Here is a 24386-nt window from a genome sequence, read left to right as displayed (position 1 = left end):
CGCCATGCTCCAACAGACCGGTTGGTCATCCACTTGAAAACGTCAAGAAAAGATCAGCGAATTTTTTTTCAATCCTCCAGAAATTGACAGCCAGGGCGAGAAAAAAAGAGTAGAGTGGCGCGCCTTTCGAGTTGCCAAACCTGTTGCTCATGAAGTTTCGCGGTAGACACCTTTCCAGCCCCGCTGCATCGACACCTGCGCCTCCCGCCAAACGCTTTTCCCTGAAAGTGGCCCTGTGGTTGCTCGACAGCCCGCGCCTGGGCGACAACCCTCAGGTCAAGCACCTGGCCGGGCGCTTGTTGAAGCAGCCGGCGCGCCAAGGTGTGGTTGTGGCGCAGAGCCGTCTGGGGCAGATGCTGTGCCGCGATTGTGGCAACGCCCGTGACCGGCGTATAGGCCATGAGCTGCTTCGTCAGGCTGCCCGCGCAGGGGATCGGCGGGCGCAGCTGGAGTATGCGCGGCTGTGTCAGCATAACGAGCCGGAGCAGGCGCGCTGTTGGCTTGAGCTTGCGGCAGGGCAGGGGTCGCAGGAAGCGCGGCGGTTGTTGCGACAGTGGTTTCCTGTTTGAGCACTGTTACCTACGCGCTGGATGGCACCGGCTCTGCCGGTGTTCGCGGGTAAACCCGCTCCTACAACGGCCTGCGCCCAAATCCGATGTGTTTCACCCGTGCGAAGAGGCCGGTGCAGGCAACACACCCGTCAGGCTGATAAGCTGCGCTCAATTTGCATCAGAGCGTTCGGGGTAAGCATGACAGTGGATCTGGCCAGCATTCTGCTGGGCTTGGTGGCAGGCGCAATACCCTGCCTGGTGTGGGTCATGCAGGTGCAGCGCCGCCAGGGCGCACGGCAAGGCGAGCTGGCCTTGCTCGAAGAGCGCCTCAATGCTGCCCAGCTGGCCCAGGCCGGCCTGCAGGCTCAACTGGACGCCAGTCGGGACGAGGTCAGCGACCTCAGTGAGGCCAACGCCGTCAAACAAGCCCAGCTGGCCGCCCAAGGCCGTGAGCTGGAGCTGCTGCAGATCGACCGCGACAGTGCCCGTGATGCGGCCCACGCCTGGAGCCTTGAGCGCGCCAATCGCGAAGCCGAACTGCGCCGCCTGGAAGCGCAAACCGCGCGCCTGGACGCAGAACTGCGTGAACAGCAGGAAAGCCACCAGCAACGCCTGGAAGACCTGCAGGAGGCCCGTGACACCTTGCGCGCCCAGTTCGCCGACATGGCCACCAAGATCTTTGACGAACGCGAGCAGCGGTTCGCGCAGACCAGCCAGCAGCACCTGGGCCAGTTGCTCGACCCGCTCAAGGAGCGCATCCAGGCCTTCGAAAAACGCGTGGAGGAAAGCTACCAGCAAGAGGCCCGCGAGCGCTTCTCGCTGGGCAAGGAGCTGGAGCGCCTGCAACAGCTCAACCTGCGCCTGTCCGACGAAGCCACCAACCTGACCCAGGCCTTGAAGGGCCAGAAGACCCAGGGTAACTGGGGTGAGCTTATCCTCGAACGTGTGCTGGAGCATGCCGGCCTGGAAAAGGGCCGCGAATACCAGACCCAGGTCAGCCTGAAAAGCGCCGACGGCGAGCGTTTCCAGCCGGATGTGTTGATCATGCTGCCTGGCGACAAGCAGGTGGTGGTGGACGCCAAGGTCAGCCTCACCGCGTACCAGCAATTCGTTGCCGGCAACGACGAAGCTGCGCTCAAGCAGCATGTGCAGTCGCTGCGCAGCCACGTCAAAGGCCTGTCAAGCAAGGACTACAGCCGCCTCGAAGGCCTGCACAGCCTGGATTTCGTGTTGTTGTTCGTGCCCATCGAGGCGGCCTTTTCGGCGGCTCTGCAGGCCGAGCCGAACCTGTTCCAGGAGGCCTTCGACCGGCAGATCGTGATTGTCAGCCCTACCACGTTGCTGGCGACCTTGCGGGTGATCGACAGCCTGTGGAAGCAGGAGCGTCAAGGGCAGAACGCCCGCGAAATTGCCGAGCGTGCCGGCTGGCTCTACGACAAGTTCGTGCTGTTCATCCAGGACCTGGACGAGCTGGGCAGCCGCTTGCAACAGGTAGACAAAGCTTATGCCGCAGCGCGCAACAAGCTGTGCGAAGGGCGTGGCAACCTGGTCAGCCGCAGCGAGCAGCTCAAGCTACTGGGCGCCCGTGCCAGCAAGAGCTTGCCGGCAGACCTGCTGGAGCGGGCGCTGTCCGACGAGGCACTGCCCGACGTAGCGGTTACTGAGCCAGGCTCAGATGGCGATTGAGCAGGGCGCGCAAGGCCGCCGGCTTGACCGGTTTGGCCAGGTAGTCCAGCCCTGATGCATGTACCAGGGCGATGGTTTCCTTACTGCCGTCGGCACTGATCACTACACCTGGGACCGGCTCACCCAGCCGTGCTCGAAGCCAGCCCATCAGTCCGGTGCCGGTCTCGCCGTCGTCCAGGTGGTAGTCCACCAATGCCAGGTGTGGGCGCATACCTTTGGCCAGCAGGGCTTCGCATTCGGCCTGGTTGCGCGCGGTCCATACCTGGCAACCCCAGCGACTCAGCAGGCTGTTCATGCCAATCAGGATGCTGTCTTCGTTGTCCACGCATACCACGTGCAGCCCGGCCAGTGGCTGGCCGCCCTGTTGTTCCACGGGCGCGCTTGGCGCCGCGGCGGCCTGGCGCGCAATCGGTACGCTGACGCGGAACACCGTGCCCTTGCCTGGCCATGACCGCACCTCCAGCGGATGCCCTAGTACCCGGCACAGGCCGTCTGCGATTGCCAGGCCCAGGCCCAGCCCCTTCTCGGCACGGGTCTGGTGGCTGTCCAGGCGCTTGAACTCCTGAAAAATCACTTGCAGCTTGTCGTCGGCAATGCCCGGGCCACGGTCCCAGACCTCCAGCCACAGGCGCTCGCCCTGTCGGCGCGCGCCCAGCAGGATCGGGCTCTTGCCGTAGCGCAGGGCATTGGTGAGGAAGTTCTGCAGCACCCGGCGTAGCAGTTTCATGTCGCTGTCCACCCGCAGGCGGCTACCGCGCAGCCGGAACTCCAGGCCCTTCTCGGCCGCCAGCAGCTTGAACTCGGCGCCCAGGGTGTCGAACAGCTCGTTGAGGGCGAAGGGTTTGGCATCCGGGGTGATCTTGCCGTTTTCCAGGCGCGAGATGTCCAGCAGGTCGCTGATCAGCTCTTCAGCCGAGCGCAGCGAGCTGTCCATGTGCTGTACCAATTGCTGGGCCTCTTCGTTCATGCCCTCGGCCTGTTGCGACAAGGCGGCAGAGAAAAGCCGAGCGGCGTTCAACGGTTGCATCAGGTCATGGCTGACGGCGGCCAGGAAGCGGGTCTTGGACTTGCTCACCGCTTCGGCCTGGCTTTTGGCTTCGGACAGCGCCTGGTTCAACTGCGACAGTTCGTGGGTGCGCTCCGCCACGCGTTGCTCAAGGCGTTCGTTGGCATCGCGCAGGGCCTGCTCGGCTTCGCGGAACGGGGTGATGTCGGTGAAGCTCATGACAAAGCCGCCGCCCGGCATCGGGTTGCCGATCAGCTCGATCACCCGGCCATTGGGGAACAGCCGCTCGGAGGAGTGCGCGCGGCCCTGACGCATCCAGTGCAGCCGCCGCGCCACATGCACTTGCGCCTCGCCCGGGCCACACAGGCCGCGCTCGGCGTTGTAGCGGATGATGTCGGCAATCGGTCGCCCTACGCTGATCAGCCCGTCCGGGTAGTTGAAGAGTTCAAGGTAGCGGCGGTTCCAGGCCACCAGGTGCAAGTTCTGGTCGACCACGCTGATGCCTTGGTTGATGTTCTCGATGGCGCCTTGCAGCAGGGCGCGGTTGAACTGCAGCACTTCACTGGCTTCGTCAGCGATGCGCACCACGTCTTCCAGCTGCATGTCGCGGCCTTCGATGGCCGCCTTGACCACCGCGCGGGTCGACGAGGTGCCGAGCACCCCGGCCAGCAGGCGCTCGGTGTGTTCGATCCAGTCGCCATCGGCGTTCTGGTTAGGGTTGAAGCCCTTGCCCTGGCGGTAGGCAAAGCGGATGAAGCTCTGCCGTGCGCGCTCTTCCCCGACAAAGCGCGAGGCCAGGGTCAACAGGTCGTCGATCTGCACCGCCAGCAGCGGCTTGCTGCTGGGCCGCGCGCTGGTCTGCTGGCCAATGAACCGGCCGGCCTGCCAGTGCTCGGAAACCCGTGTGCGCGACAGCACCGAAACCCAGGCGAACAGGGTGAAGTTGCCCGCCAGTGACAGCACCACACCTTGGGTCAGTGGACTGATCGGCAGGTTCAGCGGGTTGCCGTGCAGCCACGCCAGGCCCGGGAACAACTGCAACGACCAGCCCAGGCTGTGCGCTGCAATCGGCAGCACCAGGGTGTAGAACCACAGGAAAATGCCAGCAGCCAGGCCGGCGAACACGCCGCGACGGTTGGCCTGTTTCCAGTACAGCGCGCCAAGCATGGCGGGGGTGAGCTGGGTGACGGCGGCAAAGGCGATCTGGCCGATGGTCGCCAGGCTGGCGGTGGAACCCAGCAGGCGGTAGCTGACATAGGCCAGCAGCAGGATCACCACGATGGTTACCCGGCGAACCGACAGCATCCAGTGGCGGAACGCTTCGAACGGCCGCTCGGCGTTATTGCGGCGCAGCAGCCAGGGCAGCAGCATGTCGTTGGAAACCATGGTCGATAGCGCCACGGCCTCGACGATGACCATGCCGGTAGCCGCCGAGGCGCCGCCGATGAACGCCAGCAGGGCAAGGCTCGGGTGCGCTTCGGCCAGCGGCAGGCTGATGACGAACGAGTCGGAGATCACCGTGCCTGGCAGCAGCATCTGCCCGGCCAGGGCAATCGGCACCACGAACAGCGCGGCCAGTGCCAGGTACATCGGGAACACCCAGCGCGCCAGGCGCAAGTCCTGCGGTTCGATGTTCTCCACCACGGTAACGTGGAACTGCCGCGGCAGGCAGATGATAGCCATCATTGCCACGGCGGTTTGCACCACCATGGACGGCCAATTGATGGTTTCTTTCCAATAGTCCTGCAAGTGGATCGACTGGCGGGCCTGGCTGAACAGATCGTCGAAACCGTCATACAGGTTGAAGACGATGAAGATGCCCACGGCAAGAAACGCCAGCAGCTTGATCAGTGATTCGAAGGCAATCGCCAGGACCATGCCGCGGTGGTGTTCGGTCACATCCAGGCTGCGGGTACCGAAGACGATGGCGAACAGCGCCAGTACCAGCGACACCACCAGCGCGGTGTCCTGCACGCGGGTGCCGGTGGCGTCGGCGTTGGCGCCGATCAGCAGGTTCACGCCCAGTACGATGCCCTTGAGCTGCAAGGCGATGTACGGCAGCACACCGACCAGGCAGATCAGAGCCACCACCACCGCCAGGGTCTGCGACTTGCCGTAGCGTGCAGCGATGAAGTCGGCGATCGAGGTAATGTTCTGCTGCTTGCTGATCAGCACCATCTTCTGCAGCACCCACGGCGCAAAGATCAGCAGCAGTACCGGGCCCAGGTAGATCGGCAGGAACGCCCACAGCTGTTCAGCGGCCTGGCCGACCGCGCCGAAAAAGGTCCAGCTGGTGCAGTACACGGCCAGCGACAGGCTGTACACCCAGGCACGCAGCTTTGGTGGCAAGGGCGTGCTGCGGCGGTCGCCGTAGAAGGCGATGGCGAACATGATGGCCATATAGGCCAGGGCGACCACGGCGATCAGCCCGCTGGACAACGACATGAAGACTCCGAAGCAAAAAGGTAACGCGGTCCCGGTCAATCAGTCTGGCACGCAAGTGCCGCTTCGTCAGCGCCGACGATGGTTGTAGGCGCGGGTTCACCGCGAAAAGGCCGCAACAGGCAACCTCAGCCCCTGCGGGTACCCAACCCATAGAACACCCCGGCCAGTATCACCGACAACACCAGCAGGTAGAAGACTGCCCCCGGCCACAGGTGTACCAGTGCAAACCCCACCATCACCGGCCCCAGCGCCGCCCCCAGGTTGGACAGGTTTTGCGCCCCGTAGTACACCCCGCGCAAATGCTCCGGTGCGATCAGGTCGATGAACATGTACTCGGCCGGAATCACGATGATTTCGCCCAGCGTGAACACCAGCATCGCCAGGCACCAGGCCAGTACCGAGCCTGCCAGCGCAAAACCCAGCAAGCCGGCGATGAACAGCCCCATGCCGGCCAGCAGCCAGGGCATCAGGCGATGGCGGCTGATACGCCGGCCAATCAGGTACTGCAAGGCAATGACCGTCACGGCGTTGGTGGTGACCAGATAGCCGATCAGCCGTGCCGCTTCGGCCGGGTTGCTGGTGACCACCAGGTACTGGGACAGGTAGGCGGTGAACTGGCCGAACACCACCGCGCTAAGTACCCCACCCAGGGTAAAGCACACCAGCCGACGATCCCGTGCCAGCCCCAGCGCAACCTGGCCGAAGCCGGCCGCAGGTTTGTCCGGTACGCTGGCCTGCAGGCTGCGATCACCCAGGCGCCAATAAGCCAGGCACATGGCCAGGCCAAGCAGGGCAGAGGCGAGGAACGGCACATGGTCGTTCAGTTCAAGCATGGCCACGCCCAGCAACGGGCCGGCGGCATAGCCGACGTTGCTGAGGGTGTACTTGATGGCGAATACCTCGGCCCGCTCATCCACCGGCAGTAACGCGCAGAAGCCCGCCTTGGCGGCGATGTCGACCACTGCCAGGGCCAGGTTGATCAACACCAGACAAAAGAAGAACGGCAGAGCCGAACGGCTGGCGACCGCGCCGACGAAGGCCAGGGCGAACAGCAGGGTGCTGGCGCTGACCAGCGTGTGGTTGCTCAAGGTGTCGACCAGGTGGCCGCCATACAGGCTCAATAGCGAGGCGACGATCAGCGCACCACCGATCAGCAGGCCGATCTGGCTGATCGGTAGCTGGAAATTGTCGGCCAGGTAAACCACCAGGTAGGGCAGGGTGAGGGCGCGGGCGACGGTAAGCATGAAGGTGGTGGTGAGCAGCAGGCGAACGGTGTGCGGGTAGCGTTTTATGGCGGCGAGCATTGCCACGTCCTTGTTGTGCGGGTTTGCCGAGCACAAGCATAAGCCACATGCGGTCCTCGTAGCGCCAGTTCTGCAACTGCTGGCAGGTCCTTGAACGCAAATTCGCTTGGCCACGCCTGAGCCGGTGCTTGCCAGCCAGCGCATTTCCCATGCAGATTTGTGGCCCGGCGCGCTTGGCGCGCCTCCAATTGAAAAGCCCTCAGGAACAAGGACGATGAGTCACTCTTCGCAATTCACCTTGCTCGGCAAGCGGCGTTTCCTGCCGTTTTTCATCACTCAGTCGCTGGGTGCCTTCAACGACAACTTGTTCAAGCAGTCGCTGATCCTGGCGATTTTGTTCAAGCTCAGCCTGGGCGAGGGTGACCGATCGATCTGGGTCAACTTGTGTGCCTTGCTGTTCATCCTGCCGTTTTTCCTGTTTTCGGCGCTGGGCGGGCAGTTTGGCGAGAAATTCGCCAAGGATGCGCTGATCCGTGCAATCAAACTGGCCGAAATCGTGATCATGGCGATCGGAGCGCTGGGCTTTATCACCAACCACCTGGCGCTGATGCTGGTGGCGCTGTTCGGCATGGGCACCCACTCGGCGCTGTTCGGCCCGGTGAAATATTCGATCCTGCCGCAAGCCCTGCGTGAGGAGGAGCTGGTGGGCGGTAATGGGCTGGTGGAAACCGGCACCTTCCTTGCCATCCTTGCCGGCACCATCGGCGCGGGGGTGATGATGTCGGCCGACAGCTACGCAACGGTGGTGGCCGGTGGCGTGGTCGGCACGGCGGTACTCGGCTACCTCGCCAGCCGCTGGATCCCGCGGGCGGCGGCTGCTTCGCCGCAAATGCCGCTGGACTGGAACATCTTCAAGCAGTCATGGGTGATCTTGCGCATGGGCCTGGGCCAGCCGCCGGCGGTGTCGCGCTCGATCGTCGGCAACTCGTGGTTCTGGTTTGTCGGCGCTATCTACCTCACGCAGATCCCGGCCTATGCCAAGGACTGGCTGCACGGTGACGGCACGGTGGTGACCCTGGTACTGACACTGTTCTCGGTGGGCATCGCCCTGGGCTCGCTGTTGTGTGAGCGGCTCAGTGGCCGCAAGGTGGAAATCGGCCTGGTGCCGTTCGGCTCGTTCGGCCTGACCCTGTTCGGCCTGCTGTGGTGGTGGCACTCTGGTGATGTACCGGCTGCAGCAGCGCCGCACGACTGGCTGGCACTGCTGGGCATGAGCCAGGCGTGGTGGATCTTGCTGTCGATCATTGGCCTGGGTGTATTCGGCGGCTTCTACATCGTGCCGCTGTATGCGTTGATCCAGGCCCGCACGGCCGAGGATCAGCGCGCCAGGGTGATCGCGGCCAACAACATCCTCAATGCCTTGTTCATGGTGGTGTCGGCGGTGCTCACCATCATCCTGCTAGGCGTGGCCAAGCTGAGCATCCCGCAGCTTTTCCTGGTGGTGTCGCTGCTCAATATCGCGGTCAACACCTATATCTTCAGGATCGTGCCCGAGTTCACCATGCGCTTCCTGATCTGGCTGCTCAGCCATTCGATGTACCGCGTGCAGCACCGAGACCTTGAGCGCATTCCCGACGAAGGTGCAGCGTTACTGGTGTGCAACCACGTGTCGTTCGTCGATGCGTTGCTGCTGGGCGGGGCCATACGCCGGCCGATCCGCTTTGTCATGTACTACAAGATCTACAACCTGCCGGTGCTCAACTTCGTGTTTCGCACTGCCGGTGCCATCCCGATTGCCGGGCGTAACGAAGACCAGGCGACTTACGAGCGGGCCTTCGCGCGGATTGCCGAGTACCTGGCTGATGGCGAGCTGGTGTGCATCTTCCCGGAGGGCAAGCTGACGGGCGATGGCGAAATCGATGTTTTCAAGGGGGGTGTCAGCCGCATCCTCGAAGAAACGCCAGTACCGGTGATTCCGCTGGCCTTGCAGGGGTTGTGGGGTAGTTTCTTCAGCCGCGACCCGGCCAAGGGCTTCTTCAAGCGCCTGTGGTCGCGGGTGACCATCGTGGCAGGCGCCGCCGTCCCGGTGGAGGCGGCGCAGCCTGAAGTGTTGCGCGAACAGGTCAGCCGCCTGCGCGGCCATCTGCGATAGGGGGTTAGCTGGCGCTGACTTTCAGGCCGACAAGGCCGCAGACGATCAGCGCCACACTGACCAGCCGCACCAGGGCCATGGACTCGCCGAACAGAATGATACCGGCGATGACCGTACCGACTGCGCCTACGCCGGTCCAGATGGCATAGGCGGTGCCCAGCGGCAACGTCTTCATGGCCAGGCCCAGCAGGCCCAGGCTGATGACCATGGCGCCGACAGTGAGAAGGGTGGGTAGCGGTCGAGTGAAACCGTCGGTGTATTTGAGCCCGACGGCCCAGCCAACCTCGAAGAGGCCGGCGAAAAACAGGATGATCCAGGACATGAGTGTGTCTCCATCGTTTGAAGGATGGGGCCGTCCCCGGAATGGTCACGCGGTGCGTCGTGAGGTCGTCCTCACAGTGGGGTATCAGGGTGCCAGTCTGCGGCCTTTCGGGCAAGTCCGCGCCTGCAAGGGGTACCACACCCATTTGTAGGATCAACTGTCTTGCTCAAAATGTGTAGGCGCGGGTTTACCCGCGCAGAGGCCGGTGCTGGCAGAACGATTCAGACCAGCACCGCCTCTCATACCCGTCAGACCCCTTGCGGAATCTCTTCCCCACCCAGCGCCTCGAACAGCACCGGCAGGAATTCGGCAAAGGTCATCATCATCAGCTGGAAGCTGGCATCGAACTGCTGCGCAGCCTCATCGCCACCGTCCTGCTCGGCCTGCTCCTGCAGCAGCTCTTCGAACTTCAGGCGCTTGATCACCATCTTGTCGTCGAGAATGAACGACAGCTTGTCCTGCCAGGCCAGGGCCAGCTGGGTCACCACTTTGCCAGTGCTCAGGTGCAGCTGGATCTCTTCGCCGGTCAGGTCCTGGCGCTTGCAGCGCACGATACCGCCATCTTCGGCGGTGTCGCGCAGCTCACACTCGTCCAGTACATAGAAGCCTTCGGCAGCCTGCTGCGATTTGACCCAGTCGGTCATGGTGGCCACCGGCGCAATCTTCACCGTGGCCGGGCGCACGGGCAGCGACCCCATCACTTCACGCAGGGTCGACAGCAGGTCTTCGGCGCGCTTGGCGCTGGCCGAGTTGACCAGGATCACGCCCAGGCGTGGGGCAATGGCAGCGAAAATCATCGAGCGGCGGATGAACGCACGCGGCAGGAACGCCTGGATGATTTCGTCCTTGATCTGGTCGCGTTCCTTTTTATAGACCTTGCGCATTTGCTCGGTCTCGATCTCTTCGACCTTTTCCTTGACCGCGTCGTTGACCACGCTGCTTGGCAGGATACGTTCTTCCTTGCGCGCGGCAATCAGCAGGTACTCGCCGCTGACATGCACCAGGGGAGCGTCTTCGCCTTTGCCGAACGGCGCGACGAAACCATAAGTGGTCAGCTCCTGGCTGGCGCAGGGGCGGGCCGGCTTGCTGGCCAGGGCGGCTTCCAGCGCTTCAGGCTCGAACGGAACTTCCTGGGTCAGGCGGTAGGTCAGCAGGTTCTTGAACCACATGAGGGGCAATCTCTCCTTAATGCATAAGGCGGGCATTATTCTCCGAGCGGTGAATTGAGGCCAGCCCTGTCAGAGGGCCAGCAGTGGCTTATGCATGAAAGAATCGCCTGACAACGCTAGGTCTTTGAAAGGCCTGAGGTTTTTTTTGCAAAAAGTTTAAAAAGTGCTTGCCAGGGTGCGGGGCGCTCCGTAGAATGCGCGCCACACCGAGACGAAGGGTGATTAGCTCAGCCGGGAGAGCATCTGCCTTACAAGCAGAGGGTCGGCGGTTCGATCCCGTCATCACCCACCACTCGATGTATAGCGCAGCGGTAGTTCAGTCGGTTAGAATACCGGCCTGTCACGCCGGGGGTCGCGGGTTCGAGTCCCGTCCGCTGCGCCATATTCCACTTCCAGGGCCCACTGAACACCCGGAAGTAACAGAGAAAGCGACCTTAGGGTCGCTTTTTTTGTGCCTGATTTTTGGTGTTTGACCGACGCGTGAAAAAACTTCGATAAGTGCTTGCCAGAGCGCCAAGTCGCCCGTAGAATGCGCGCCACACCGAGAGACATGGGTGATTAGCTCAGCCGGGAGAGCATCTGCCTTACAAGCAGAGGGTCGGCGGTTCGATCCCGTCATCACCCACCACTCGATGTATAGCGCAGCGGTAGTTCAGTCGGTTAGAATACCGGCCTGTCACGCCGGGGGTCGCGGGTTCGAGTCCCGTCCGCTGCGCCATATTCCACTTCCAGGGCCCACTGAACACCCGGAAGTAAAAAAGAAAGCGACCTTAGGGTCGCTTTTTTTATTTCTGCATCATGCAATCGTCTCCGCCCTGCAACAAGGGGCTAGGAGCGCCACTCTTCTTCCCGCAGCGTCAGCACCTCAAACCCGTCCTCGATCACCGGCATCTCCTGAGACATGGGGGAGGGCAGTGCTCATGCTGGAAATTGCCCCAGCATAGCGCCCGGGAGCGTGAGGTTGCCACCGCATGGTGCGCAGGGCACGCCGCAGCACTGTCTTTGTGGGAGCGGCCTTGTGTCGCGAAAGGCTGCAAAGCAGCCCCGGCAATACAGGGATAAAAGCTGAAATTCGGGGGCCGCCTTGCGGCCCTTTCGCGACACAAGGCCGCTCCCACAAAAGCCTGGCCCACTATTTGCTCAGGCCTCCTCATCAGGGCTGTCAACGTCGACAGCCCACACAACTTCACGACAAAGGCGCCGTGTTGCCCCGCTTGCATCAGCATGCCGGGGCAGCCGGCGCCTTTTTGCGTTTTCCACAGGAGCCCGCCCATGGCCAACAGCGAAGTACGTAGCGTCTGCCCATACTGCGGCGTGGGCTGCGGCATCGTCATGAGCGTTGCCGATGGCAAGGTCGGCAAGATCAGCGGCGACAAGCTGCACCCGAGCAACTTTGGCCGCCTATGCACCAAAGGCCTCACCGCACACCTGCCACTGAGTGCCAGCGGGCGCATGGCCGACGCCTATGTGCGCCAGCAACGCAGCCAGCCGCCAGTGCGCACCAGCATGGACCAGGCCATCGCAGCCACCGCCGAGCGTCTGCGCGGCATCATCGACCAGCACGGCCCGGATGCCGTGGCGCTGTACGTGTCCGGGCAAATGTCGCTGGAGGCCCAGTACCTGGCCAACAAGCTGGCCAAGGGCTTTATCCGTACCCGCCACATCGAGTCCAACTCGCGGCTGTGCATGGCCAGCGCCAGCAGCGGTTACAAGCTGTCGCTTGGCGCCGATGGCCCACCTGGCAGTTACCAGGACTTCGAGCACGCCGACGTATTTCTGGTGATCGGCGCCAACATGGCCGACTGCCACCCGATCCTGTTCCTGCGCCTGCTGGATCGGGTCAAGGCCGGCGCCAGGCTGATCGTCGTCGACCCGCGGCGCACCCCCACCGCGGACAAGGCCAATCTGTTTCTGCAGGTGCGCCCCGGCAGCGACATGGCCTTGCTCAACGGCCTTTTGCACCTGCTACATCGCAATGGCCGCACCAACCCCGACTTCATCGCCCGCCACACCGAAGGCTGGGACGAACTGCCGGCCTTCCTCGACGACTACCCCCCCGAGCGTGTCGCCGCCATCACCGGGCTGGCGGAGGCCGATATCATCAAGGCCGCCGAATGGATCGGCAGCGCCAACAACTGGATGAGCTGCTGGACCATGGGCTTGAACCAAAGCATTCATGGCACCTGGCACAGCAACGCCATCTGTAACCTGCACTTGGCCACGGGTGCCATCTGCCGCCCCGGTAGCGGCCCGTTCTCGCTGACCGGCCAGCCCAATGCCATGGGCGGCCGCGACATGGGCTACATGGGCCCCGGCTTGCCGGGCCAGCGCTCAGCGTTGGTGGAAGACGACCGCGTGTTCGTCGAACGACAGTGGCAACTGCCACCCGGCAGCCTGCGCAGCGAGGGCGGCGAGGGTACGGTGGCGCTGTTCGGGCAGATGAAAACCGGTGAAGTGAAAGCCTGCTGGGTCATCTGTAGCAACCCGGTAGCCAGTGTCGCCAACCGCCAGCAAGTGATCGAAGGCCTGCGCAAGGCCGAACTGGTCATTACCCAGGACGCCTTCCTGGACACCGAAACCAACCGCTACGCCGACATCCTGCTGCCAGCTGCGCTGTGGGCCGAAGGCGAGGGAGTGATGATCAACAGCGAGCGCAACCTCACCCTGATGCCTCGCGCTGTCGAGCCCCCCGGGCAAAGTTTGCCGGACTGGCAGATCATTGCCCGCGTGGCGTGCGCCATGGGTTATACCGACGCCTTCGACTACCCCGATGCCGAAGCGGTGTATGAGGAAATACGCCGCTTCCACAACCCCTCAACAGGTTATGACCTGCGCGGTATCGGCTATGCCGAATTGCGTACGCAGCCGCGCCAGTGGCCCTGTGCACCGGGCAGCGAACAGCATCGCAGCCCGCTGCGCTACCTCAACGACGGCAGCAGCCAGGCGCTACTGCTCGATGCCGGGGGTAGGCGGCCGGCACTGGCCTTTCCCACCGCCAGCGGCAAGGCGCGCTTCTTTGCCCGGCCCTGGTTACCGGCAGCAGAAGTGCCGGACGATGACTACCCCATGGTGCTGAACACCGGTCGTGTGCAGCACCAGTGGCACACGTTGACCAAGACCGGCAAGGTGCCGGCGCTGAACAAACTGGAGCCCGGCCCCTACCTTGAGGTTCACCCCGACGATGCCGCCCGGCTGGGTGTTTCTGAAAAGGACCAGGTGGCCGTTCGCTCGCGCCGGGGGCACGCCGTGTTGCCGGCGCGCATCAGTGACCGGGTCATGCCGGGCAACTGCTTTGCGCCGTTTCACTGGAATGACCTGATCGGCGAGCAATTGGCGATCAATGCCGCGACCTGCGATGCGGTCGACCCGCTGTCGCTGCAGCCTGCCTTCAAACACTGCGCCGTAGCCCTGCAGCGGGTCGCAGGCGAGCGCATCGAAGCCCTTGATCTGACCACTGCCACTGTAGAGCCTGCCCGCATGCCGACCGCCACCCTGTCCCGTCTGCTCGGCCTGCACACCCTGCCGGTTCCGGTGCTGGCCGAAGAAGAGCGTCATTACCTGCAAGGCTTCCTGCTGGGCCTGGACCAGGCCCGTGCCGAGGGCGTACCCAGCCTGCCGGCCAGTGCGCCGCTGGCTGCCAGCCGTCGTTTGTTTGTCGACGGTTTGCTGGCCGGGCTGTTCGCCCAGCCTGCAACTGCGCCTATCGCGGCGCAGGCCGCGCCATGGCATCAGGTGCTGTGGGCCTCGCAGACCGGCAATGGTGAGCAGCTGGCCGAACGCTGTGCCGCGCGCCTGCGCGGTGCCGGTCTGAACGTGCAACTGAGCTGCCTGGAGGCGGTCAGCCCACGCCATCTGCAGGGTGCTGCCAGTGTGGTGTTGATCACCAGCACCTTTGGCGATGGCGACGCGCCTGACAGCGGCGCGGCATTTTGGCAGGCCTTGCAGGGCGAGGAGGGCGCTCACTGCGCCGGGCTGCCCTATGCCGTACTGGCGCTGGGCGACTCCAGTTACGACCAGTTCTGCGGTTTTGGCCGCAAGCTCGACCAGCGCCTGGCCGAGCTGGGAGGGCAGCGCCTGCTGCAACGGGTGGACTGCGAGCCAGATTTCGACGAAGCCTTTGCCGGCTGGCTCGAAGCGTTACTGCCTGCACTGGACAGCACTGCGGCGCCACAACGGGCGAGTGAACCTGCACCCTTGGCGGCCTTCAGCAAGCAGCAACCCTGGATGGCCACCGTGCTGGAAAACCGGCTGCTCAATGGCCCCGGCGCCAGCAAGGAAACCCGCCAGTTGGTCTTCGACCTGAGCGGCAGCAGCTTCAGTTACGCTGCCGGCGATGCCCTGGGCGTATGGCCGCGCAACTGCCCGGCCCTGGTAGAAGAGCTGCTGACGCTGATGCAGTTAGATGGCCAGACTATGGTCGAGCTTAAAGGCCAGTCCGCCATGCCATTGGCCGAAGCCCTGCAAACCAATCTGGAAATTGCCAAGGTCACTGCGCAACAACTGCAGGTATTTGCCAGCAATGCACCTGACCTGCAGCGCTTGCTGCAGCCTGAATGCAAGGACGAGCTGCAGGATTGGCTGTGGGGCCGGCAGTTGGTGGATGTGTTGCACGCCTTCCCGCAGCAGTTGCCGCTGGCCAGCTGGCTGGAGCTGCTCAAGCCATTGCAGCCGCGGCTCTATTCGATCAGCTCCAGCCCGCTGGCGCACCCAGGCCAAGTGCATCTGACGGTATCGACGGTGCGTTATGGCGAACGTAAAGGCGTGTGCTCAAGCTTCCTGGCCGACCGTGCACAGATGCAGAAGGTAGCGATCTTCCCGCAGGTGTCGAAGCACTTTCGCTTGCCCGAGGACGACAGCGTGCCGGTGATCATGGTGGGCCCTGGTACCGGCATTGCACCGTTCCGTGCGTTCCTCGAGGAGCGAGAGGCACGGGGGGCAAAAGGCGCCAACTGGTTGTTCTTCGGCGAACAGTACGCCGCGACCGACTTTTATTACCAGCAGCAGTTGCAGGCCTGGCAGGCGGCGGGGCACCTGCGGCTGGATACGGCGTTCTCGCGCGACCAGGTGGAGAAGATCTATGTGCAGCAGCGCATGCTCGAGCAGGGTGCGCAGCTGTGGCAGTGGCTGGAGGCGGGGGCGTATTTCTATGTGTGTGGCGATGCGCAGCGCATGGCCAGGGATGTGGATGCAGCGTTGCGGGTGATCGTCGCCGAGCATGGGCGGATGGATGCAGCGGCGGCTGCGGCGTATGTCGAAAGCTTGAGCAAGGCCAGGCGTTATCGGCGCGATGTGTACTGACGTGCTCCAAGATGGGGTGTTGTGCACTTTGAATGTGCATTGGCTGGGTGGGCCCAGCGCAAGTGTAGGAGCGGGTTTACCCGCGAAGAGGCCGGCACAGGCAACCCAGGCATCCCAGGCAACCCGATTGGCACGCTCCCTGCTTAACCTCCAATACAACAAAGCCCACTGATCAACGGCGATCAACCCGGGCCCCCTACCGTGATGAATACAGGCAAAGGCGCCTGGAGCTTCGGCTCCAGGCGCTTTTTTTTGATCGAGGATCGGCTTATGAAGGCAACAGCGAGCAGCGGGCAACGAGAGCGACTGGTCATCGTCGGCAACGGCATGGTCGGCCACCATTGCGTCGAACAACTGGTCAGTCGCGGCGCCCTGCAGCGCTTCGAGGTGCGGGTATTCGGCGAAGAGCGCCAACGCGCGTATGACCGCGTGCACCTGTCCGAATACTTCGGCGGCAGCTGTGCCGAAACCCTGGCCCTGTGTGAGCACGATTTCTACGACGCCAATGGCGTGCACCTGCATCTGGCCGAGGCGGTGCTGGAGATCGACCGTGAGCGCCGCGAAGTCGTCACTGCCGAAGGGCGCTATGGCTACGACCAACTGGTGCTGGCCACCGGCTCCTATCCCTTCGTGCCGTTGATCGAAGGTTCCAGCGGCAATGCCCGCCTGGTCTACCGGACCCTGGACGACCTCGATGGCATTCGTGCCGCCGCAGCCGGTGCCCGCCGAGGGGTGGTGGTCGGCGGTGGCCTGCTTGGCCTTGAAGCGGCCAACGCCCTCAAGTCGCTGGGGCTGGAAGCCCACGTGGTGGAATTCGCCCCACGGCTGATGCCGGTACAGCTGGACGGCGAGGGCGGAGCCGCATTGAAGGCGCAGATCGAAGCGCTGGGCGTGGGGGTGCACCTGTCGCGCGCCACCCAGTCGGTCAATGCCGGTGAAACCTACCGCTACCGCATGAACTTCGACGGCGGTGAGCACCTGGAGACCGACCTGATCGTGTTCTCCGCCGGTATCCGCCCACAGGATGCACTGGGCCGGGGCTGCGGCCTGGAGATCGCCGCGCGCGGTGGCGTGGTCATCGATAACCACTGCCGCAGCAGCGACCCACGCATCTTCGCCATCGGCGAGTGCGCATCGTGGAACGGCAGCGTGTTCGGCCTGGTCGCCCCGGGCTACAGCATGGCGCGCAACCTGGCCGGGCTGCTGATGGGCGAGGCGGCGGTGGCGTTTACCGGTGCCGACATGTCGACCAAGCTCAAGCTGCTGGGTGTGGATGTCGGTTCGATCGGCGATGCCCACGGTGCCACGCCGGGGGCGCGCAGCTACCGCTTCATCGATGAAGCCAACAGCGCTTACCGCCGTTTGGTGGTGGATGCCAGCGGCAAGCACGTACTCGGCGCGGTGCTGGTCGGCGACAACAGCTATTACGACACCCTGTTGCAGTACGCCCAGAACGGCATCGCCCTGCCGGCCGACCCGGCAGCGCTGATCCTGCCACAAGGCGGTGGTGCGCCGGCCTTGGGCGCCGATGCGCTGCCCGACAGTGCGACCATCTGCTCCTGTCACAACGTCAGCAAGGGAGCAGTGTGCGCCGCGATCGACAGCGGCTGTAGCGACCTCGCTGCGGTCAAGGGCTGTACCAAGGCCGCGACCGGCTGCGGCGGTTGCGCGGCCCTGCTCAAGCAAGTCTTCGAGCACGCGCTGACGGCCCGCGGCGTGGCGGTGGACAAGAGCCTGTGCGAGCACTTTGCCTACACCCGGCAGGAGCTGTACGGGTTGGTACGGGTGGAGGGTATCCGCACCTTCAGCGAGCTGCTCGAACGCCATGGCAAGGGCCATCTGGGTTGCGACATCTGCAAGCCGGCGGTGGGCAACATTCTCGCCTCCTGCTGGAACCAGCCGATCATGGACCCGGCGCTGGTGCCGCTGCAGGACACCAACGACACCTTCATGGCCAACATGCAGAAAAACGGCACCTATTCGGTGGTGCCGCGCATTCCCGGTGGTGAAATAACCCCCGACAAGCTCATCGTCATCGGCCAGGTGGCCAAGAAATACGACCTGTATACCAAGATCACCGGTGGCCAGCGCATCGACCTGTTCGGCGCCCAGTTGCACGAGCTGCCGCTGATCTGGGGCGAACTGATCGAGGCCGGTTTCGAAACCGGCCACGCCTACGGCAAGTCGACCCGCACGGTGAAGTCGTGCGTGGGCAGTACCTGGTGCCGTTACGGCGTGCAGGACAGTGTCGCCATGGCCCTGCGCCTGGAAGACCGCTACAAGGGGCTGCGCAGCCCCCACAAGCTCAAGTTCGCGGTTTCGGGTTGCACCCGTGAATGCGCCGAGGCGCAGAGCAAGGACATCGGCGTCATCGCCACCGACAAGGGCTGGAACCTGTACGTGTGCGGCAACGGCGGCATGCGCCCGCGGCATGCCGAGCTGTTCGCCACCGACCTGGACGACGAAACCCTGGTACGCCTGATCGACCGCGTGCTGATGTTCTACATCCGCACGGCCGACAAGCTGCAGCGCACTTCGGTGTGGCGGGAAAACCTGGAAGGCGGGCTGGACTATCTGAAGCAGGTGATCATCGACGACAGCCTGGGCCTGGCCAACGAGTTGGAAGCGCAGATGCAGCATGTGGTCGACCAGTATGAATGCGAATGGGCCAATGCCCTCAACGACCCGGAGAAGCTCAAGCGCTTCCGCACCTTCGTCAACGACCGACGCGCCGACCCGGACGTGCACTTCGTGCGCGAACGCGAACAACGCCGGCCCGCTGCACCGCTGCACCTGATCCCAACTGTCGAGGAGACTGTCTGATGAACCTGGCCAATGCTGTTGTGAACACGCAGGAAAACTGGCAGACGGTGTGCCAGGCACAAGACCTGGTGGCCGACTCCGGCGTCGTGGTTTGGCTCGATGGGGCCCAGGTGGCGTTGTTCTACCTGCCGGGGCAGGCGCAGCCGCTGTACGCGGTAGACAACCGCGACCCACGCTCCGGTGCCAACATCATCGGCCGCGGGCTGGTGGGCAGCGTGCAAGGTGAGTTGGTGGTGGTAGCGCCGCTCTACAAGCAGCACTTCAGTCTGCTGAGTGGGGAGTGCCTGGAGGATGCCGGGCAGAGGTTGCGCGTGTGGCCGGTACGGATGAAGGGCGAGGCGGTGGAACTGGCTTTGGCCTGACCCCCCTTTGCTGCCTGTGCCGCCCTCTTCGCGGGCATACCCGCGAAGAGGGCGGCACAAGCCGACTAGATAACCAACCCCTGCGGCATGCGCCCGGCAAATACATCCACCAGGCTGGCCACCACCATCTCGCCCATGCGCGTGCGTGTCTGTACCGTGGCACTGGCTCGATGCGGTTGCAGGACTACATCTTCGCGCTCGAACAACGCCTCGGGCGCTCGCGGTTCATCGGCAAACACATCCAGCGCCGCGCCAGCGATCTCGCCGGCCTGCAACGCCGCGACCAACGCGGGTTCATCCACCAGCTTGCCGCGCGCGATATTGATCAGATACCCCTCGGCGCCCAACGCCCGCAGCACGTCGCGAGTGATCAGCGCCTCGCCCTTGTCAGCCGCCGCCGCGAGGATCAGCGCATCGCTGTCCTTGGCCAACTGCAGCAGATCTGCCTCGAACATGTAGGGCACATCCACCGCCTGTAGATCGGTGTAGAGAATTGGGCAACCGAAGGCTGCCGCCCGCTGCGCTACCGCCCGCCCGACCCGTCCCATGCCGACGATCCCCACGCGCATGCCCGACACCTGCCGGGCCAGTGGCAGTGGTGCCAGCGGCGTGGTGCTGGTGGCCCAACGGCCGGCGCGAACGAAGCGGTCACCGGTGCAGATACCCCGGCACAAGCCGATCAGCAGGCCGATGGCAAGATCGGCGACGTCCTCGGTGAGCGCACCGATGGTCGCCGTCACCTGGATGCCGCGATCGCGGGCATAGGCCAAGTCTACCGCGTCGGTGCCGACGCCATTGACGGCGATCACTTCGAGGTTGGGCAGGCGCGCCATCAGCGCCTGGCTGATGCCGGTGTGGCCGCCGGTAATCACGCCCCTGATGTTGCTTGCATACTGGCTGACGTAGGCATCCTTGTCGGCCTGTTCGTAGTAGCGGTGTACGGTGAACAGCTGTTCCAGGCGCTCACGGATCTGCGGGATCAGGATAGGGCTCAGTTGCAGGACTTCTGGTTTCATCGGTCACTCCATCATAAACAGGGATCAGCCACGGCCGACGAACGGCATGTTGCTGGCCATCACGGTCATGTTCAGTACGTTGGCGTCCAGCGGCAGTGCTGCGATGTAGCGCACCGCATCGGCCACATGGCGCACGTCGAGCATCGGCTCGGCGGCGATCTCGCCATTGGCCTGACGCACACCCCGGGTCATGCGCTCGGACAACTCGGTCAGGGCGTTGCCGATGTCCACCTGGCTGCACACGATGTTGTAAGGCCGACCATCCAGCGCCAGCGCCTTGGTCAGGCCCAGCACCGCATGCTTGCTGGCGGTGTAGGGTGCGGTGAACGGGCGTGGGGCGTGCGCCGAGATCGAGCCGTTGTTGATGATCCGCCCGCCTTGCGGCTGCTGGCGGCGCATCAGGCCGAAAGCGGCGCGGGCGCACAGGAATACACCATCGACGTTGGTGGCGATGACGTTGCGCCAGTTCTCCAACGGCAGCTCGTCGACGGGGACAGCGGGGGCGTTGATGCCGGCATTGTTGAACATCACGTCGAGGCGGCCATGTACCTCCTCGATGGTGGCAAACAATTGCGCAACGCTTTGTTCATCGCGCACGTCAGTGGGAACGGCCAAGGCCTCACCACCCGCTGCTTGCGCTTGCTCGACGACGGCTTGTAGCGGTTCGGCGCGGCGCCCGGCGAGGACCAGGCTGAAGTTGTCCTCGAGCAGGGCCAGGGCGACGGCACGGCCGATGCCACTGCCAGCACCGGTGACCAGGGCGACTTTCTTGTTTTGGCTCATCGATAGGCTCCAACAGGTTCAGGCGGCGTTGGCGGTATGCCCGGCAGGGCGAGGGCCGACGTGCAGGTGCAGTTCGCCGATACCATCGATGCCGGCGTGAAGGGTGTCGCCCGGGTTCAGCGGTGCCACGCCGGGCGGACTGCCGGTCATGATCAGGTCACCCGGGCGCAGCGGCAGTTGGCGGGACAGCCTGCTGATCACTTCGGCCAATGCCCAGGTCTGCTGGCTGAGGTGTGCACGTTGGCGCTCCTGGCCATTGACCTGCAGCCATAGCGACGTATCCAGCGGCCAGTCGCATTCGCTGGCGGGGACGATGGCGGTCATCGGTGCCGAAGCTTCGAATACCTTGGCGCCCTCCCACGGCAGGCCCTCGGCCTTGGCCTTGCGCTGGTGATCGCGACGGGTCATGTCCAGGCCGGCGGCAAAGCCGAACACGTGCTCCAGGGCATGCTCGCGGGCGATGTTGGCTCCGCCTTTGGCGATGGCCGCGACCAGCTCGATTTCGTGGCAGAACTCGTCGGTCTGCGGCGGGAAGGGCAGTTCGCCTCGTGCCTCGACCACGTTGCTTGCCGGTTTCATGAAAAACACAGGCTCCTGCGGCGCAGCGCCGTAGGATTCCGGCCATGGGTAGTTGCGGCCGAGGCAGAATACCCGGCCGACCGGGAAGCGCGCATCGCTGCCGCGGATCGGCAGGCTGACGATGGCCGGCGGGTTGAACAGGTAGGTCATGGGTGGATCCTCCGTACTGGAGTGGCCAGCGTATCCAGCGGTTGGGCGGCAAAGTTGGATGAAAGCGGGGTAGGGTTGGACTATCCAAGGCACCTGTACTGGCCTATTCGCGGCTAAAGCCGCTCCTACAGGGATAGCGTCCAACCCGAGGGCGACACCGTCCCCCGTAGGAGCGGCTTTAGCCGCGAATAGGCCGGTACCGTCAACCACGCCTTGGCTCAGGCTGCAGTCTTCAACTCGATGCGATACAGCTTCCCAAGCAGCAGCGAGTAGGACAGCGTGCCCATCAACGCCACCGCGCCGATGAACCAGAACGCCATGGCGAACGAGCCACTGGCGTGCACGATTGCGCCGATCACGATCGGCGTGACGATGCCGCCGATGTTCGCCGCCAGGCTGGTGATGCCACCGGTCAGGCCGATCAGTTCCTTTGGCGCCACTTCCGACACGGCAGCCCAGGACGACGAGGCGATGCCCTGGGCGAAGAACGCCAGGGTCAGCACGGCGATGCACAGCAGATTGGAGTCGGTGAAGTTCACCAGCACGATCGACATCCCCAGCATCGAACCCACCACCAGCGGCAGCTTGCGGGCGAACGACAGCGAGTAGCCCTTGCGGATCAGCAGGTCAGAGACGATGCCCGCCAGCAGGATGCCGATCGTGGCACCGATGAACGGCATGACTGCAAAGATACCGACCTTGATCAACGTCAGCTGACGCTCTTCGATCAGATAGGTGGGGAACCAGGTGAGGAAGAAGTACAGCGCCGAAGTGCTGGCGAACTTGCCCAGGCAGATCGCCCAGATCTGGCGATAGCGGAACAGTTCGGCAACCTGGCGCCAGTCGAAGCGAGTACGTTCCTGGCTGCTTTTCACCAGGCCGCCGCCGTTCTCGATATAGGCCAGTTCTTCCTTGCTGACCTTCTTGCAGGTGAGCGGGTCGCGATACAGGAACAGCCACACCGCACCGAACAGGATGCCGACCAGGCCGGTGCTGTAAAACACATGGCGCCAGTCATAGGTGGTCGCCAGCCACAGGAGCGCGCCGGTGAACAGCGCAGTGCCCAGGTACTGGCCACATACGTAGATGCTGCTGGCCATGCCGCGCTCGCGAGCGGGGAACCATACCGTAACCGCACGGCTGTTGGCCGGGAAGGCCGGGGCCTCCATTGCGCCGACCGCCAGGCGCAGGCCGAACAGCGAGGCGAAGCCACTGGCCAAGCCCTGGGCCACGGTGACCGCCGACCAGCTGATCAGCGAAACGCCATAGGTCAGGCGCGAGCCGAAGCGGTCGGCAATGAAGCCCGCCGGTACCAGGGCCAACGCGTAGGTCCAGGCGAAGGCGGAGAAAATCAGGCCCATCTCGACCTTGTCCAGGCCCAGGTCTTTGGCCATGAACGGCGCTGCGATGGAAATGTTCACCCGGTCGACGTAGTTGATGATGGTCGCCACCAGCAGCAGCGACAGCATGAACCAGCGGCGGCGGGTAGGCAGGCGCTGGGCAGGGGCCGCGTCCAGTGTGTACGACGACGCGGCGCGGGGGGTAGGCGTGCTCGACATGAGTCGACCTCGTTTGTTGTTGTTGGTAGAGGTTGGGCTGCAGTCCCTTTTCTAAGGTGGTCGTACAACGTGGCAAATGCAACGAGGTATTTAGAACGTTTTTTTCATTGAAAGCGGGAAGGTGCTGTGCTGTCCAAGAATGTTCGTAGCCGGGGTTTCTCCTGAATTATGAGCTGGATAGCGCATTCTCAGAGGGCTGCATGGACTTGCGGTTGTGCAGGTTTTTGCAGAAGGGTTAAATTGCAGAGTTTAGACATCGTACAACATAAAGCGCCCCTAATCCGGAGATTGCCCATGCCCCACAAGCGCGAGGTTCCGACCTATGTCATGCAGCAGCGCAGCGAGCTGATGGATTTCTACATCCGCGACCAGCGCGGGCGTCCCGCCGAGACCGCGCCGCATCGTCATGAGTACTTCCAGATCCAGGTCAACCTCGGCGGCGACACGGTGCAACACATCGGTAGCGTGCAACGACCATTCAGACGCAACACCCTGGCCTTCATCCTGCCGCACCGAGTGCATGTAATACCGCATCCGGCGGACAGCGACTTCGTGGTGATCAATTTCTCCCAGACGTTCCTGTTGCCGCACCTGGCCTGCGACCCGATGGACCTGGAGGAAGTGTCGATCCTGCAGGCGCCGGAGCTGTCGCCGTTCCGCTTTCAGGAGCATCTCGACTTCTACCTGAGTGAACCGGACTTTGCCGAGGTACGGCAAACCCTTGAGCGCATGCGTGCGCTGGATGCCAACCGCCGTTTCGGCACCCGCGAAATCCTAAAAGGCCTGTTGCTGCAGCTGATCGGCCAGGTCTGTGGTCTGTATGCCGAGCCGCTGCGCGAATTGGCCGACAACAACGCTGCCCAGCTCAGCCGCCGTGCCGCGCTGGGCCGCATGAGCGACTACCTGCGCCGGCATATCGACGACCCCGATCTGAACCTGCACAAAGTCGCCGCCGCCACCTACCTGTCGCCGACCTACCTGACCCACTGGCTGCGCAAGGAAATCGGCAAGACCTTCAGCGAGCTGGTGCTGGAGCGGCGCATGCACGCCGCACGCAACTACCTTCTCAACGGCAGCCGCCCGGTGGGCGAGGTGGCGCGGCTCTGTGGCTTTGCGGACGAAGCCTACTTCTCTCGACGTTTCCGCCAGATCCACGGCCTGCCACCTGGCCAGTTCCGCCGCCAGCAACGCGACCCGGATACGCCGCAGGTAGCCATGCTTTAAGGCTGCCCGCGTCTGCC

15 protein-coding genes and 4 tRNA genes are annotated in these 24386 nt (G+C 63.7%); 11 read left to right on the top strand and 8 right to left on the bottom strand.

All coding sequences use genetic code 11. The annotated features are described in order from the left end of the window. Positions 1 to 149: 149 nt before the first annotated feature. Positions 150 to 569 (top strand): tetratricopeptide repeat protein, encoded by a 420-nt coding sequence (locus LVS58_RS04195; RefSeq protein ID WP_233690006.1) that lies wholly within the window; start codon positions 150 to 152, stop codon positions 567 to 569. A 294-nt stretch (positions 570 to 863) separates the two neighbouring features. Next, positions 864 to 2237, top strand: coding sequence for a DNA recombination protein RmuC (gene rmuC / locus LVS58_RS04190; protein ID WP_233690278.1), 1374 nt, complete (start codon positions 864 to 866; stop codon positions 2235 to 2237). Here rmuC and LVS58_RS04185 read toward each other — a convergent pair. Continuing rightward, a complete protein-coding gene (locus LVS58_RS04185; RefSeq protein ID WP_233690005.1) occupies positions 2209 to 5688 on the bottom strand; it encodes a hybrid sensor histidine kinase/response regulator in 3480 nt (1159 codons plus the stop codon). The genes rmuC and LVS58_RS04185 overlap by 29 nt on opposite strands. 125 nt (positions 5689 to 5813) lie before the next feature. After that, positions 5814 to 6992, bottom strand: a complete 1179-nt coding sequence (locus LVS58_RS04180) for an MFS transporter (RefSeq protein ID WP_233690004.1) — start codon at positions 6990 to 6992, stop codon at positions 5814 to 5816. Positions 6993 to 7206: 214 nt separating this feature from the next. Between LVS58_RS04180 and LVS58_RS04175 the strand changes: the two genes are divergently transcribed. Then, positions 7207 to 9084: an MFS transporter gene (locus LVS58_RS04175; RefSeq protein ID WP_233690003.1), complete on the top strand. Its 1878-nt coding sequence runs from the start codon at positions 7207 to 7209 to the stop codon at positions 9082 to 9084. A gap of 4 nt (positions 9085 to 9088) precedes the next feature. Here LVS58_RS04175 and sugE read toward each other — a convergent pair whose 3' ends face one another. Together sugE and rdgC are read right to left on the bottom strand one after the other, a co-directional pair. Then, on the bottom strand, positions 9089 to 9406 hold the full coding sequence (gene sugE / locus LVS58_RS04170; protein ID WP_233690002.1) for a quaternary ammonium compound efflux SMR transporter SugE: 318 nt from the start codon (positions 9404 to 9406) through the stop codon (positions 9089 to 9091). A gap of 248 nt (positions 9407 to 9654) precedes the next feature. Continuing rightward, positions 9655 to 10575, bottom strand: a complete 921-nt coding sequence (gene rdgC / locus LVS58_RS04165) for a recombination-associated protein RdgC (protein WP_003252510.1) — start codon at positions 10573 to 10575, stop codon at positions 9655 to 9657. 216 nt (positions 10576 to 10791) lie between these two features. Here rdgC and LVS58_RS04160 point away from each other — a divergent pair. The 7 genes from LVS58_RS04160 to nirD all read left to right on the top strand — a co-directional run bounded on the left by LVS58_RS04160 (position 10792) and on the right by nirD (position 19058). Continuing rightward, a tRNA-Val gene (locus LVS58_RS04160) sits at positions 10792 to 10867 on the top strand. A 13-nt stretch (positions 10868 to 10880) separates the two neighbouring features. Then, positions 10881 to 10957: transfer RNA gene (locus LVS58_RS04155), tRNA-Asp, on the top strand. A 170-nt stretch (positions 10958 to 11127) separates the two neighbouring features. Further along, positions 11128 to 11203: transfer RNA gene (locus LVS58_RS04150), tRNA-Val, on the top strand. A 13-nt stretch (positions 11204 to 11216) separates the two neighbouring features. Beyond that, a tRNA-Asp gene (locus LVS58_RS04145) sits at positions 11217 to 11293 on the top strand. Between the two features lie 554 nt (positions 11294 to 11847). After that, on the top strand, positions 11848 to 15873 hold the full coding sequence (locus LVS58_RS04140; protein ID WP_233690001.1) for a bifunctional nitrate reductase/sulfite reductase flavoprotein subunit alpha: 4026 nt from the start codon (positions 11848 to 11850) through the stop codon (positions 15871 to 15873). 270 nt (positions 15874 to 16143) lie between these two features. Continuing rightward, on the top strand, positions 16144 to 18696 hold the full coding sequence (nirB, locus tag LVS58_RS04135; protein WP_233690000.1) for a nitrite reductase large subunit NirB: 2553 nt from the start codon (positions 16144 to 16146) through the stop codon (positions 18694 to 18696). Beyond that, on the top strand, positions 18696 to 19058 hold the full coding sequence (gene nirD / locus LVS58_RS04130; RefSeq protein ID WP_233689999.1) for a nitrite reductase small subunit NirD: 363 nt from the start codon (positions 18696 to 18698) through the stop codon (positions 19056 to 19058). The genes nirB and nirD overlap by 1 nt, the downstream gene beginning before the upstream one ends. 65 nt (positions 19059 to 19123) lie before the next feature. Here nirD and LVS58_RS04125 read toward each other — a convergent pair whose 3' ends face one another. The 4 genes from LVS58_RS04125 to LVS58_RS04110 form a co-directional block, all read right to left on the bottom strand. Further along, positions 19124 to 20074, bottom strand: a complete 951-nt coding sequence (locus tag LVS58_RS04125) for a 2-hydroxyacid dehydrogenase (protein WP_233689998.1) — start codon at positions 20072 to 20074, stop codon at positions 19124 to 19126. A 24-nt stretch (positions 20075 to 20098) separates the two neighbouring features. Further along, the gene (locus tag LVS58_RS04120; protein WP_233689997.1) at positions 20099 to 20857 is read right to left on the bottom strand and encodes an SDR family oxidoreductase; all 759 of its coding nucleotides are present in this window, start codon (positions 20855 to 20857) and stop codon (positions 20099 to 20101) included. Between the two features lie 18 nt (positions 20858 to 20875). Further along, entirely contained in the window at positions 20876 to 21586 is a 711-nt protein-coding gene (locus LVS58_RS04115; RefSeq protein WP_233689996.1) for a fumarylacetoacetate hydrolase family protein, read from the bottom strand. A 218-nt stretch (positions 21587 to 21804) separates the two neighbouring features. Continuing rightward, positions 21805 to 23145, bottom strand: a complete 1341-nt coding sequence (locus LVS58_RS04110; protein WP_233689995.1) for an MFS transporter — start codon at positions 23143 to 23145, stop codon at positions 21805 to 21807. 294 nt (positions 23146 to 23439) lie between these two features. Here LVS58_RS04110 and LVS58_RS04105 point away from each other — a divergent pair, with 294 nt between their 5' ends. Continuing rightward, positions 23440 to 24369 carry a helix-turn-helix transcriptional regulator gene (locus LVS58_RS04105; protein WP_233689994.1) on the top strand — a complete coding sequence of 310 codons (930 nt, stop codon included), beginning with the start codon at positions 23440 to 23442 and terminating at the stop codon, positions 24367 to 24369. The last annotated feature ends 17 nt before the right edge of the window (positions 24370 to 24386 follow it).

This window comes from Pseudomonas sp. JR33AA (genome assembly GCF_021378985.1).
Classification (GTDB): Bacteria; Pseudomonadota; Gammaproteobacteria; order Pseudomonadales; family Pseudomonadaceae; genus Aquipseudomonas; species Aquipseudomonas alloputida.
Note: the sequence above shows the minus strand (reverse complement) of the source record. Positions and strands in the feature narration are given on the sequence as shown.

What these genes read in the sequence shown, in the direction of transcription:
- nirB (WP_233690000.1), top strand. Translation starts at nt 16,144, where the DNA reads ATGAAGGCAACAGCGAGCAGCGGGCAACGAGAGCGACTGGTCATCGTC.
- LVS58_RS04125 (WP_233689998.1), bottom strand. Translation starts at nt 20,074, where the DNA reads ATGAAACCAGAAGTCCTGCAACTGAGCCCTATCCTGATCCCGCAGATC.
- nirD (WP_233689999.1), top strand. Translation starts at nt 18,696, where the DNA reads ATGAACCTGGCCAATGCTGTTGTGAACACGCAGGAAAACTGGCAGACG.
- LVS58_RS04110 (WP_233689995.1), bottom strand. Translation starts at nt 23,145, where the DNA reads ATGTCGAGCACGCCTACCCCCCGCGCCGCGTCGTCGTACACACTGGAC.
- LVS58_RS04120 (WP_233689997.1), bottom strand. Translation starts at nt 20,857, where the DNA reads ATGAGCCAAAACAAGAAAGTCGCCCTGGTCACCGGTGCTGGCAGTGGC.
- sugE (WP_233690002.1), bottom strand. Translation starts at nt 9,406, where the DNA reads ATGTCCTGGATCATCCTGTTTTTCGCCGGCCTCTTCGAGGTTGGCTGG.
- LVS58_RS04185 (WP_233690005.1), bottom strand. Translation starts at nt 5,688, where the DNA reads ATGTCGTTGTCCAGCGGGCTGATCGCCGTGGTCGCCCTGGCCTATATG.
- LVS58_RS04175 (WP_233690003.1), top strand. Translation starts at nt 7,207, where the DNA reads ATGAGTCACTCTTCGCAATTCACCTTGCTCGGCAAGCGGCGTTTCCTG.
- LVS58_RS04115 (WP_233689996.1), bottom strand. Translation starts at nt 21,586, where the DNA reads ATGACCTACCTGTTCAACCCGCCGGCCATCGTCAGCCTGCCGATCCGC.
- LVS58_RS04180 (WP_233690004.1), bottom strand. Translation starts at nt 6,992, where the DNA reads ATGCTCGCCGCCATAAAACGCTACCCGCACACCGTTCGCCTGCTGCTC.
- rdgC (WP_003252510.1), bottom strand. Translation starts at nt 10,575, where the DNA reads ATGTGGTTCAAGAACCTGCTGACCTACCGCCTGACCCAGGAAGTTCCG.
- LVS58_RS04195 (WP_233690006.1), top strand. Translation starts at nt 150, where the DNA reads ATGAAGTTTCGCGGTAGACACCTTTCCAGCCCCGCTGCATCGACACCT.
- LVS58_RS04105 (WP_233689994.1), top strand. Translation starts at nt 23,440, where the DNA reads ATGCCCCACAAGCGCGAGGTTCCGACCTATGTCATGCAGCAGCGCAGC.
- LVS58_RS04140 (WP_233690001.1), top strand. Translation starts at nt 11,848, where the DNA reads ATGGCCAACAGCGAAGTACGTAGCGTCTGCCCATACTGCGGCGTGGGC.